This is a genomic window from Rhizobacter sp. P2_H3, from assembly GCF_056403355.1.
Window position 1 is genome coordinate 1 of sequence record NZ_JBFUFQ010000179.1, and the last position, 12,235, is coordinate 12,235.

General features: G+C 67.2%; 12 protein-coding genes. 2 read left to right on the forward strand and 10 right to left on the reverse strand.

The features are described from left to right. Window positions 1-441 precede the first annotated feature (441 nt). From AC1D1T_RS24255 to soxR, 5 genes are all read right to left on the reverse strand, one after another. Window positions 442-1,419, reverse strand: coding sequence for a Bug family tripartite tricarboxylate transporter substrate binding protein (locus tag AC1D1T_RS24255; protein ID WP_477992619.1), 978 nt, complete (start codon window positions 1,417-1,419; stop codon window positions 442-444). Between the two features lie 34 nt (window positions 1,420-1,453). Beyond that, complete coding sequence (gene tcuB / locus AC1D1T_RS24260; RefSeq protein ID WP_477992620.1) at window positions 1,454-2,638, reverse strand: tricarballylate utilization 4Fe-4S protein TcuB; 1,185 nt, start codon at window positions 2,636-2,638, stop codon at window positions 1,454-1,456. Further along, on the reverse strand, window positions 2,625-4,031 hold the full coding sequence (gene tcuA, locus AC1D1T_RS24265) for an FAD-dependent tricarballylate dehydrogenase TcuA (protein ID WP_477992621.1): 1,407 nt from the start codon (window positions 4,029-4,031) through the stop codon (window positions 2,625-2,627). The genes tcuB and tcuA overlap by 14 nt, the downstream gene beginning before the upstream one ends. 81 nt (window positions 4,032-4,112) lie before the next feature. Continuing rightward, window positions 4,113-5,039: a LysR family transcriptional regulator gene (locus AC1D1T_RS24270; protein ID WP_168559651.1), complete on the reverse strand. Its 927-nt coding sequence runs from the start codon at window positions 5,037-5,039 to the stop codon at window positions 4,113-4,115. A gap of 558 nt (window positions 5,040-5,597) precedes the next feature. Continuing rightward, window positions 5,598-6,074, reverse strand: coding sequence for a redox-sensitive transcriptional activator SoxR (soxR, locus tag AC1D1T_RS24275; RefSeq protein ID WP_465112597.1), 477 nt, complete (start codon window positions 6,072-6,074; stop codon window positions 5,598-5,600). A 72-nt stretch (window positions 6,075-6,146) separates the two neighbouring features. Here soxR and AC1D1T_RS24280 point away from each other — a divergent pair, with 72 nt between their 5' ends. After that, on the forward strand, window positions 6,147-6,467 hold the full coding sequence (locus tag AC1D1T_RS24280) for an antibiotic biosynthesis monooxygenase family protein (RefSeq protein WP_477992622.1): 321 nt from the start codon (window positions 6,147-6,149) through the stop codon (window positions 6,465-6,467). A gap of 182 nt (window positions 6,468-6,649) precedes the next feature. Here the strand turns inward: AC1D1T_RS24280 and AC1D1T_RS24285 are convergent, their stop codons facing one another. Genes AC1D1T_RS24285 through guaB form a run of 5 tightly spaced genes read right to left on the reverse strand, consistent with a single transcriptional unit; the run spans window position 6,650 to window position 11,799 of the window. Further along, a complete protein-coding gene (locus AC1D1T_RS24285; protein WP_477843490.1) occupies window positions 6,650-7,186 on the reverse strand; it encodes an arsinothricin resistance N-acetyltransferase ArsN1 family B in 537 nt (178 codons plus the stop codon). After that, window positions 7,183-7,368 (reverse strand): hypothetical protein, encoded by a 186-nt coding sequence (locus AC1D1T_RS24290; protein WP_477829605.1) that lies wholly within the window; start codon window positions 7,366-7,368, stop codon window positions 7,183-7,185. Before AC1D1T_RS24290 ends, AC1D1T_RS24285 begins: the two co-directional genes overlap by 4 nt. Before the next feature lie 41 nt (window positions 7,369-7,409). Then, window positions 7,410-8,993 carry a glutamine-hydrolyzing GMP synthase gene (guaA, locus tag AC1D1T_RS24295; protein ID WP_047512111.1) on the reverse strand — a complete coding sequence of 528 codons (1,584 nt, stop codon included), beginning with the start codon at window positions 8,991-8,993 and terminating at the stop codon, window positions 7,410-7,412. Window positions 8,994-9,025: 32 nt separating this feature from the next. Then, window positions 9,026-10,276 (reverse strand): MFS transporter, encoded by a 1,251-nt coding sequence (locus AC1D1T_RS24300; RefSeq protein WP_477827450.1) that lies wholly within the window; start codon window positions 10,274-10,276, stop codon window positions 9,026-9,028. Between the two features lie 53 nt (window positions 10,277-10,329). Continuing rightward, complete coding sequence (gene guaB / locus AC1D1T_RS24305) at window positions 10,330-11,799, reverse strand: IMP dehydrogenase (RefSeq protein WP_477827451.1); 1,470 nt, start codon at window positions 11,797-11,799, stop codon at window positions 10,330-10,332. A gap of 210 nt (window positions 11,800-12,009) precedes the next feature. On the opposite strand from guaB, the gene AC1D1T_RS24310 reads away from it, so the two are divergent. After that, window positions 12,010-12,235, forward strand: a 226-nt coding sequence (locus AC1D1T_RS24310; protein ID WP_477992623.1) for a DUF4124 domain-containing protein, incomplete at its 3' end; no start/stop codon positions are given.

Genomic DNA, 12,235 nt, shown 5'->3' on the forward strand with positions numbered 1-12,235 from the left:
GCGCCTCGACCTGGCGCGGCGGGACGTCCGCTCTGCGCGCCCGGGAACTCACACAGTCGACCCGTTGCTGTCGGCCACCATCTACAGCAGCGGCCCGTCGCTGACGGCAAGTACCGGCTCATTACTGCCTGTTGCGGCTGGGCCGGACAGCGGACGGTGAAGCGGCACTACCGACCCCTAAGGGGTGCGCGTCCACCCGCTCGAGCGGACATCCGGGGTGTGTCGGCATTCAGCTGCGCCAGGGGTGATGCCAATACAGGCAGCTGAGTTGGTGCGTGTTCTGCGCCCGTGCGGCGGTTCATGTTCGGCCCGAGTGCGTGCAAAGGGCTTGCGCGGCCAGGTGGCGGGCGAGCAGATCGATTCGGAAACTGTGGTCGGCATCGCTGACCTTGCGGTCGTCATGGAAGCTGTGATTGATCAGACCAGGCCCTCAGGTCCGCTTCAGTTGGCCGTGATCTTGCGTTCCCGCACGACGGTGCTCCACTTCGCGTCTTCTTTCTTCATGAAGGCCGTCAACTCGGCGCGCGTCGTGGGCTGCGGGGTCAGCCCGTGCTTATCCAGCGCGTCTTTCACGCTCGGGTCGTTGAGCACCTTCACGATCTCGACGTTCCAGCGATCCAGAATCGGCGTGGGCGTCTTGCCCGGTGCCACGAAGGCATACCAGTTCAGTGCCTCGAAGCCGGGGTAGCCGGACTCCGCGACCGTCGGGATGTTGGGCATGTAGGCCGGACGCGTCGGACCCGTGGTGGCCAGCGGGACGAGATTTCCGGCCTCCACGTGCGGCAGCGCAGTGGGCGGCGCCGAGAAATAGGATGCGATGCGTCCGCCCAGCAGGTCCTGCAGGGCCGGCGCGCCGCCCTTGTAGGGCACGTGGGTCATCTCGATTCCGGCGCGCTGGCTGAAGAGTTCGCCCGCCAGGTGAGATGCCGATCCCGCGCCGGTGGAGGCGTAGTCCAAGCCACCCGGCTTCTTCTTCGCCAAGGTCACGAACTCGGCCAGCGTCTTCACGCCCACGCCTTTGTGGACCACCAGCACGTTGGGGAAGTTGACGCCACCCGACACCGGCGCCAGATCCTTGAACGGGTCGTAGCTGACCTTCATCACGTGCGGAGCGATGGTCAGCGGGCCGACCGAGCCGAACAGCAGCATCGTGCCGTCGGCCGGACCGTTGGCCACCTGCTGGTGCGCGATGTTGCCGCCGGCGCCGGCCCTGTTGTCGACGACAACGGTTTGGCCGATGTTCTCGCCCAGCTTCTTGGCGATCAGGCGGGCCGCTGCATCGGCCGCGCCGCCGGCGGCAAAACCCACGACCAGCGTGACCGGCTTCTTGGGTGGGAAGTCCTGTGCATGGCTGGGGCCGCTCAGCAACAGCGCAGCGAAAGCTTGCGCCGTGGCGTGCAGCAGGTGGGATTTGTTCATCGCGGATCTCCGGAAAGGGTGTTGTGAGTGGTCTTCAGTCGGCCGCCAGACCGATCGAGTTGGGCTGGCGCTTTTCGATCGCATGCCGCAACAGGGCCGCGCTGCGGAAAATGCCGTGCCCGAACTTGCCGTAGGGCAGCGTGGCGAACAAGGCCATCACCGCGCCAAGGTGCAGGCACAGCAGCACGGCCAGGGCGGGCGTGCCGCGGCCCAGCCAGAGTGCCAGTCCGCTGGCGCTGGTGAGGAACAACAAGGCAATGAATCCCAGGTCCATCGGTCTTTGTACGGCGTCGCCATGCAAGGGATGGCGCCGGCGGTTCAGGTGCCACAGCCCTGCCGTGCCGATCATCAGGCTCACACCGCCGACCACGCCGAGCAGCTTGGGCAGGCTGGGCAGTTCGTAGGGCGCCGTCCAGCCGAACGCGTAGTGGTAGATCGTCGCCACGCTGGTCGCCGCAAAGCACAGCAGGAAGCCATAGAAAGTGAAGTGGTGGAAGCGCCGGCGCGCGAGGGTGAAGGCGTCGTCGTCGTTGTTGCAGCCCATACCATGGCCACCGTCGAGGTACTTCAGGCGCAGCACCGCGTCCGTGGCCTCCGCAGCCGCGCGTCCGCTCAAGGATGCGCCGCTGGTGGCAGGCGTGACGTCTCGCCAGAAGCCGCGCACCCCCATCGCCAAGGCCAGGGTTGCGAACAGGAACACCGGCGCGAACAAGCCGACCAGAAGGTTGTGAGGGAACAGGTTGTAGAAGTTGCCGCCGGGCTGCCCGCCCCACAACGTGCCGTTGACGGCCACGGCCAGGATCAGGAACAGTGCCAGGCCCGTGGCCAATGCCAGCGACAGCGTCAGGCCGTTGCGCTGGTACAGCGCGCCCAGGGCCGGTGGCCACGCGTAGTCGACATAGGTCTGGCCACGCACCCGGGCCATCGCCTGCGGCACGTTCACAGCAAACTCGTGCGGCGGCGCGTACTGGCACGCATGCAGGCAGGCGCCGCAGTTGTGGCACAGGTTGGCCAGGAAGTGGATGTCGGCCTTGCCGAACTCCAGCCGCCGCGTCATCGCCGGGAACACCGCGCAAAAGCCCTCGCAGTAGCGGCAGGCATTGCAGATCTGCATCTGGCGGCCGATCTCAGCCTCACGGGCGCTGAGGATCGGTATGACCGTGCGGCTGCCGGCGGCAAGCGCCACCGCTTCGCGGGCCAATGATTCAAGCTGCTGCATGTTCGAACTCCTTGCGTGCAGCCAAGGCCGCCTGCGTGCCGGCGATGCGGCCGAATGCGGTGCCGATCGACATGCCGACCCCTGCCGTGTAGCCCTGACCGAGCACGTTGCCGGCCATCATTTCGCCGGCGACGAACAGATTGGGGCTGGGGCGGCCACCGAAGTGCACGGCGGACTTGTCGTTGACCTTGAGGCCCAGGTAGGTGAAGGTGACGCCGGGCTTGAGCGCGTAGCCGCAATAGGGTGGCGTATCGATCGGCCGTGCCCAATGGGTCTTGGCGGGTGTCAGCCCCTCGGTACGGCAGTCGTCCAGTACCGTATGGTCGAAACTGCCGGGACGGCAGGCGGCGTTGTATGCCTCCACGGTGTGCACGAAAGCCCGCTCGGGCAGACCCAGCCTGCTGGCCAGTTCCGCCAGCGTGTTCGCCGTGACACCGGCAAAGACCGGGGGCATGAAGCGTCCGATCGCCTTCTGGTCGATGATCGAGTAGCCGATCTGGCCGGGTTGCTGTGCCACGAGACGGCCCCAGATCGCATAGCGCTTGGGCCAGAAGTCCTCGCCCTCGTCGTAGAAGCGCTGCGCTTCGCGATTGACGACGACGCCGAGCGAGACACAGTCGATCCGCGTGCAGATGCCGCCGTCGTACAGCGGCGCGCGCGCGTCGATCGCCACCATGTGCGCCTGCGTCGGATCGCCAATCGAATCGGCGCCGGCCTCCATCATGGATTTGAGCAGCACGCCTTGGTTGAATCGCGTGCCGCGGATCAGGAAGTTGTCGGAGGGCCACTCGCCGCGCCCGTTCCGGCCCCAGGCCTCGCGCAGCCAATCGCGGTTGGATTCGAAGCCACCGGCAGCCAGCACACAGCTTCTGGCCTCGATGCGCTCGCCGCTGGCAGTGCAGGCGGYGACGAAGCGATCTCCGTCGAGTTCGACCGACACCACCGGCGTGTCATAGCGGATCTGCACGCCCAGTTTCTCGGCACTGCGAAAGTAGGCGTTGACCAGCGCCTTGCCACCGCCCATGAAGAATGCGTTGGTGCGTGCCACGTGCAGGGCTCCCGACAGCGGCGGCTGGAAGTGCACGCCGTGCTTGCGCATCCAATCGCGGCAGTTCGACGAAGCGCGGATTGTCAGGCGCGCAAGTGCTTCGTTGGTGATGCCGCCGGTCACCTTCAGCAGGTCTTGCCAATACTCCTCTTCGGGGTAGGCATCGACCAGCACGTCCTGCGGCGCGTCGTGCATGCAGCGCAGATTGCGCGTGTGCTGCGAATTGCCACCGCGCCATTCGCGTGGCGCGGCCTCAACCAGCATCACCGACGCGCCGGCCTCGCGTGCCATCAGTGCAGCACACAACGCAGCATTCCCGCCGCCGATCACCAGCACGTCGAGCATCTGATCGTCTCCTCTTCGCATGGAGACGCACTGTAGGGACGCTCGCGTCGGGACGGTAGACGGCTCCAGGGCAAGTGGTGTTCAGGGTTCGTGAAGGGTCGCGCCAGGCCAGCGCTGCTGCGCGACCAGCCCGGCGGCCACCCTGCGAAGCACCACGCGCGCTGCCAGCGCGGCCGGCGACAGCTCGTCGTCGGAGAGGCTGGCCAACAGGTTGCGCCGCCGCGCGCTGCGCTCCGCCAGTTCGATGCGCGCCATTTCGTCGGCCGGCAGGCGCACCGTCGCGGCGCCGGGCTGGATGGTCGCCGCCAGTCCGGCCCGCACCGCGTCCATCAGCACCGCCAGGCCGTCGATCTCGAGCACGACGTGGGGCACACAACGCTCGCGTGCGAAAGCGGCATCGAGGATCGCGCGCAGCCCGTGCGTGCCGCTGGGCAGAACCAGCGGCAGACTGGCCAGCCGCGCGATGCGCACGCTGCGGCCGGTCGGCATGCCCGGCAGGTCACGCCGGCCTATCACGAACAGCCGTTCCTCGAGCAGCGGCAGCACGCTCCAGCGCCGGGCGCCATCGGTCTCGAACAGCACGGCCAGGTCCAGTTGCCGCGCGTTGAGCATGGTCGCGAGGTTGCCCGACAGACTCTCGACCACGCGCAGCCGCACGTCCGGATAGCGCTCGCGCATTGCCTCCAGCAGCGGCAACGCGAGCACGCCCGAAGTGGACGGAGCGAGGCCGATGCTGACGTGCCCGGCCAGCCGCGCCTGCCGTGCGGCATGGGCAGCGGCGTCGGCATGGCGGATCGCGAGCTGGGCCTGGCGGAAGAAGGCCAGTCCCGCATCGGTCGGGAGCACACCGGTGGTGGTGCGCTGCAGCAGCCGCGTCGACAACTCGCCCTCGAGGCGGCTGATCTGCTGGCTCAGCGCCGGCGTGCCAACGCCCAAATCCAACGCGGCGCGGCCCATGCTGCCTAGCTCGACGATCCGGATGAAGTAGCGTAGCTGACGCAGTTCCATCGGGTCGTGCTCAGGCTGCCGCCGTGCGCGGGTGCGCTGCGTCATTGCGCGATGCCGGCTTCATCGCATGGAGACTGGACTTGAGGGAGGGCCAAGGCATCGATGACAACCGATAGTTGAACAGTGTGCACCACGGTGCATCACGTCGTTGCCCTTCGAGCGCCGTATGGCGTTACGAGCGTTGCAGCCGGGAGGTACATCAGGTAGCTCACTGACTCGAAGGTCCGTTTTGCGACATGGTCACGAATGTCTGTTCGTAGCCCGGACTTGCGGTCCGCGACCTGCTGGTCCTCACGGCGCTGAACGGCAGATGGGGGCGGGATGCCGAAGATGAATGGCGGCTTGCGAGCGGGGACGCGTCCGGCAGCTCATGGCCGACTGTGCCCATTCGTCGATCGCCCTGCAAGCGGTCGCCCAGCGAGACGGAACGGCCTGCGACCGACTGGTCGCGAGCGACGCGGCGAACATACACTGTCGGCCACTTGCGGTCATACCGACATCACCCTCAGTCAGCTGCTCCACACCGCTCGATGACGTGCTGTGCGACACGCTGGCCGATCACTCCCTGGCGGGCTTGACGAGCAGGCGCTGAGCGCCCGGCCCCTGCGCGGCCAGCTTGTCGAACGGGTTGCGCAGCCGGCAGCGATCGATCGAAAGGCAGCCGCAGCCGATGCAGTCGTCAAGCGTGTCGCGCAACTTCTTCAGCTGCGCGATGCGCTCATCGAGCTCTACGCGCCAGGTGCTGGACAGCCGCGCCCAGTCCTCTCGGTTCGGCGTGCGGCTCGCGGGCAAGGTGTCGAGCGCCGCGGCAATGTCCGCCAGTTGGATGCCCACGCGCTGCGCCACGCGGATGAAGGCGACGCGGCGCAACACGTCGCGTGCGTACCGGCGCTGGTTGCCGGCACTGCGCCGGCTGGCGATGAGCCCCTTCGCCTCGTAGAAATGCAGCGTCGACACCGCCACGCCGCTGCGCCGCGCCACCTCGCCCACGCTCAGGCTGAGCGCGATTCCGGCTGCTTCCAAAGGATGATTCATGTGCACCTCTTGACCTCGACTTTAGTTGAGGTTCTAGAGTCCGCTCACCAGCTTCGTTGAAAGGTTCAACGCATGTCCACCTCGCTGTTCCGCGTCGACAAGTTCGCGGTTCCGTCCGCCTCGCTGAGCGCCTTCCTCGCGCGCGTGCACAACGTCGATGGCCTACTTGCCAGGCAGCCAGGCTGCCGGCAGAACCTCGTGCTGACACAGACCGAGGGGCCGGGTGAGTTCAATGTCGTCACCATCGTCGAATGGGCCAGCGCGGAAGCGATGGCACGGGCCAAGGCGACCATGCAGGCGCACTATGCAAGCGAGGGCTTCGACCCGCCGGCCTTCATGAAGAGTCTCGGCGTGCGCGGCGACCTGTCGGTCTACAGCAGGGCGCGTGGCTAACTCAGCCATGGCGGATCCGTCCGCTGCTCGGGCGTTGCCGACTGAAAAGACCAACGCGTTGAGGGACCTCGACGCGAGGTGCGGCGAAGGTCTCCTTTCGGTCAGAGCCGTCGTTTAGCGACTGGACCTGACCAACCGCAACCAGCCTGAAACGGTCGGAGGGCAGTCGCGACGTAGTGGAATCATCCGTCCAAATGCCTGCTCGGCTCGGAAGGAGGCGCATCCAAGGGTCGCAGCTCTCTCTGCCACCAACCGACATCGTGCCAGGCGCCCTTCTTGAATCCAACGTTGCGATAGACGCCGAGCGGCTTGAACCCGACAGCCTCGTGCAGACCCACGCTGCCCGCGTTCGGCAACGCAATGCCGGCGAACGCCTGGTAGTAGCCCAGTTCAGCCAGGCGCCTCAGCAACGCCTCGTACAGCCGTCGACCAATGCCTTGGCCGCGCATGTCCTCGCGCACGTAGGCAGAGGTGTCGACGGCCCATTGATACGCTGCGCGCTCCCGATGCTTGCCGGCGTACACGTAACCGCAGACACGCCCTTCTTCGTCCTCTGCGACGAGCCAGGGAAGTGCCGGCAGTGTCTTCGCGATGCGACTGCGCATCTCGTCGACGCTGGGCACCTCCAGTTCGAACGAGATCGTCGTGTGCTCGACGATCGGACCATAGATCGCGGCGACCGCTGCCGCGTCATCGAAATCAGCGTTTCGGATTTTCATCGGTTGACAGGATGAGGTTTGACGGAAATCTCGTGGCGCTGCTGCGAGCTTGGCACGAGCATCAGCGCGCCCGCGACGACCAGGCCGAGCGCGGCCGAGGCCCACATCGCATGCAGTCCGGCCAGCCCTTCTGACGGCAACTTTTCAAGCGGCGCAGAGTACCAACTGCTCAGGAAATCCAACGGATTTCGAACAGTTCAAGACCGCACCGACCCGCCCCGAATCACTCCCACTCGATCGTCGCCGGCGGCTTGCTCGACACGTCGTACGTCACGCGGTTGATCCCGCGCACCTCGTTGATGATCCGCCCCGATACCTTCTTCAGCAGGCTGTACGGCAGCTCGGCCCAGTCGGCGGTCATGAAATCGCTGGTCTGCACCGCGCGCAGCGCAACCACGTAGTCGTAGGTGCGGCCGTCGCCCATCACGCCGACGCTCTTCACCGGCAGGAACACCGTGAAGGCCTGGCTCGTCAGCTCGTACCAGGTCTTGCCGGTCTCGGCATCGCGCGTGTTGCGCAGCTCTTCGATGAAGATCGCATCGGCGCGGCGCAGCAGGTCGGCGAACTCCTTCTTCACCTCGCCGAGGATGCGCACACCCAGGCCCGGCCCCGGGAACGGATGCCGGTACACCATCTCCGGCGGCAGGCCCAGCGCCACGCCCAGCTCGCGCACCTCGTCCTTGAAGAGCTCGCGCAGCGGCTCCAGCAGCTTCAGGCCCAGCGTCTCGGGCAGCCCGCCGACGTTGTGGTGGCTCTTGATCGTCACCGCCTTCTTCGTCTTGGCACCGCCGCTCTCGATCACGTCCGGGTAGATCGTGCCCTGCGCCAGCCACTTGGCGGTCTTCAGCTTCTTCGCCTCGGCCTGGAACACCTCGACGAACTCGCGGCCGATGATCTTGCGCTTGGCCTCGGGGTCGCTCACGCCCTTCAGGTGGCCGAGGAACTGGTCGCTCGCATCGACATGGATCACCTTGGCATGCAGCCGGCCGGCGAACATCTCCATCACCATGCGGCCTTCGTCGAGCCGCAGCAGGCCGTGGTCGACGAACACGCAGGTCAGCTGGTCGCCGATCGCGCGGTGGATCAGCGCCGCGGCCACGCTCGAATCGACGCCGCCCGACAGGCCGAGGATCACCTCTTCGCTGCCCACCTGCTCGCGGATGCGCGCCACCGCCTCTTCGATGTAGTCGCCCATCACCCAGTCGGGCTTCGCCTTCGCGATGTCGAGCACGAAGCGGTTCAGAAGCTCGCGGCCCTTCACGGTGTGCGTGACCTCGGGGTGGAACTGCACGCCGTAGTAGCCGCGCGATTCATCGGCCATGCCGGCGATCGGGCAGCTCGGCGTCGATGCCATCAGCTTGAAGCCCGGCGGCAGCGCGGTGATCTTGTCGCCGTGGCTCATCCACACCTTCAGCATGCCGTGGCCTTCAGGCGTCGAGAAATCCTCGATGTCCTTCAGCAGCGCCGTGTGGCCGTGCGCCCGCACCTCGGCATAGCCGAACTCGCGGTGCGTGCTGGCCTCGACCTGCCCGCCCTGCTGCACCGCCATCGTGAACATACCGTAGCAGATGCCCAGCACCGGCACGCCCAGGTCCCACACGGCCTGCGGCGCGCGCAGCTCGTGCTCTTCATAGGTGCTGGCGTGGCTGCCCGACAGGATGATGCCCTTCGGTGCGAACTCGCGGATGAACGCGTCGCTGACGTCGTTCGGGTGGATCTCGCAGAACACGTGCGCCTCGCGCACGCGACGGGCGATCAGCTGCGTGACCTGGGAGCCGAAATCGAGGATGAGGATCTTGTCGTGCATGGTGGGCAGGTGTCAGGTGTCGTCAGGTGTCATCAACCGGCGCTGGGGGCAGCGGCCGGCGTGGTCAACAGGGTCTGGCGGGAAAAATGACGCATCGCGACGGCGGTGGCCACCGCCAGCAACGCGCTGCAGAAGAAGAACGGCGCGCCGACGCGCCAGTCGTTGTGCGGCAGGTGCGAGACGACGCCCAGCAGCGGGGCACCGATCACCGGGGCGACCACCGCGGTCATGCTGGTCAGCGCGGCCATCGCGCCCATGGTCTGGCCCTGCGTGCGGGGGTCGGCGGCATTCGAGACGATGCTCTGGATGGCCGCGGCCACCGTGAAGCCGAACACGTTGAAGCCGATCACCGCGTACATCATCCAGCCCTCGGTCGCGAGCGCCCAGCCCAGGTTGGCGAGCGTGCTCGACACCAGGCCGATGGTGGCCAGCCGCGTCGCGCCGAAGCGCCTCAGCAGCCGCTGCAGCAGCATGCCCTGCACGATCGCCGACGCGACGCCGACCGTGAACAGCGACCAGCCGTTCTCGCGCGGGCCCCAGTCGAAGCGCAGCCCGGTGTACAGCACCCAGGAGGTGTGCAACACGAACTGCGCCAGCGTGCACAGGCCCGACACCGCGATCAGGCCGCCCACGCCCTTCAGGCTGCCCAGGTGCGTCAGTGCAGCCACCGGGTTCAGCGAGCGCATAGAGTCCTTGTTGCGGCGCTCCGGCGGCAGCGATTCAGGCAGCACGAAGTACCCGTAGACCAGGTTCACCAGTGCCAGCGTGCCGGCCGCGAAGAACGGGTAATGGATGTCGATGGCGCCGAGCAGCCCGCCCATCACCGGCCCGAGGATGAAGCCGATGCCGAACATCGCACCGAGCTGGCCGAAGCGCTTCGCGCGGTCTTCGGGCGGCGTGATGTCGGCCACGTAGGCGTTCGCCACCGCCGCGTTCGCCTGCAGCGCGCCGCTCACCAGCCGCACCGCGACCAGCACCCACAGCTGCGTCGCGAGCGCCGTCGCGAAGAAGCTGAAGGCGAAGCCGCAGAAGCCGAGCAGCAGCACCGGCCGGCGGCCGTAGCGGTCGGACAGCGCCCCGAGCACCGGCGAGCTGAAGAAGTTCGCGATGCCGAAGGTGAACGCGACCGCGCCGTACCAGAAGGCCTGCTCGGCCGGGTTGGCCGTGAAGCCCCCGACCAGCACCGGCAGCACCGGCACGATCAGGCCGATCGCCATCATGTCGATCAGCACCGTCACCAGGATGAAGCGCATCGCCGCCGGGCGGCCGACGGGCGGCTGCACGGGCGCGGTCGTGGGACTCGTCGTCAAGGTCGCTGGCGCCCGGCGTGCGGGCGTCACTCCATGCGGTAGTTGGGGGCTTCCTTCGTGATCTGCACGTCGTGCACGTGGCTCTCGCGGATGCCGGCCGACGTGATCTCGACGAACTCGGCGCGGTCGCGCATGTCGTCGATCGTCGGGCAGCCGCAATAGCCCATCGAGGCGCGCAGGCCGCCGGCCATCTGGAACACGATGCTGACCATCGAGCCCTTGTACGGCACGCGGCCCTCGATGCCTTCCGGAACCAGCTTGTCGGCGTTCGGGTTGGCGCCGGTGTTGTCCTGGAAGTAGCGGTCGGCCGAGCCCTGCTGCATCGCACCGATCGAGCCCATGCCGCGGTAGCTCTTGTAGCTGCGGCCCTGGAACAGCACGATCTCGCCCGGCGCCTCTTCGGTGCCGGCGAACATGCCGCCCATCATCACGGTGCAGGCGCCGGCCGCGATGGCCTTGGCGATGTCGCCCGAGTAGCGGATGCCGCCGTCGGCGATCAGCGGCACGCCGGTGCCCTTCAGCGCGGAGGCGACGTTGTCGATCGCCATGATCTGCGGCACGCCGACACCGGCGACGATGCGGGTGGTGCAGATCGAGCCGGGGCCGATGCCGACCTTCACGCCGTCGGCACCCGCCTCCACCAGCGCCAGCGCGGCCGCGCCGGTGGCGATGTTGCCGCCGATCACATCGACCTGCGGGTAGTTCTTCTTGACCCAGCGCACCCGGTCGAGCACGCCGGCGCTGTGGCCGTGGGCGGTGTCGACGACGACCGCGTCGACGCCGGCCCGCACCAGCAACTCGAGGCGCTCTTCGGTGTCTTCACCGACGCCCACCGCCGCGCCGACGCGCAGCTTGCCGTGCGAATCGCGCGCGGCGTTCGGGAAGTTGGTCTGCTTGGTGATGTCCTTGACGGTGAACAGGCCGCGCAGCTCGAAGGCGTCGTTGACGACCACCACGCGCTCCAGCTTGTGCTTGTGCATCAGCGCCTTGGCATCGGCCAGCGAGGCGCCGTCGCGCACCGTGATCAGGCGCTCGCGCGGCGTCATGATCTCGCGCACCGGGATGTCCATGCGGGTCTCGAAGCGCAGGTCGCGGCCGGTCACGATGCCGACCACCTTGCCGTCCTCGAGCACCGGGAAGCCCGAGATGCCGTGCTGGCGCGACAGGTTGATCACGTCGCGCACCGGCACGCCGGGCGAGATGGTGATCGGATCGCGCAGCACGCCCGATTCATAGCGCTTCACGCGCGCCACCTCGGCAGCCTGCTGCTTCGGTGACAGGTTCTTGTGGACGATCCCGATGCCGCCTTCCTGCGCGATCGCGATCGCGAGGCGTGCTTCCGTCACGGTGTCCATCGCAGCGGACACGAGCGGAAGGTTCAGGCGGATGTTGCGGGAGAGCTGGGTCGCGAGCGAGGTGTCGCGGGGCAGGACCTGGGAGAAAGCTGGCACCAACAACACATCGTCGAAGGTGAGCGCTTTGCCAAGAAGGCGCATGAGAAAAACTCCTGACGCAAAAGCGAATTATACGGATGTCAGACGCACCCTTCACGGCGTGGGTCCGGACCCCTTCGATGGGCAGCGCCGATGCCTGCCGCGCCAAAGCGGTAATAGTTCACGGCCATCCTCGGCCAACCGGGCCTCGCCATACAAAAGGTGACAGAGCCTCGCGCCTGCACACATGTCACGCCGACTACACTTTCGGCCATGCAATTCATTCCTTCCCGCACGTCGTCCAGGCTGGGTGCCTGCGCCCTCCTCGCCGTGTTGTCGATCGGCCTGCACAGCACGGCATTCGCCCAGTGGAAATGGCGCGACGGCAAGGGCCACGTGCAGTACAGCGACATCCCGCCGCCCGGCAGCATCGCCGAGCAGGACATCCTGCAGCGCCCGGCCGGTGCCGCGCGCCGCGCGCCGATGCAGGGCACGACCC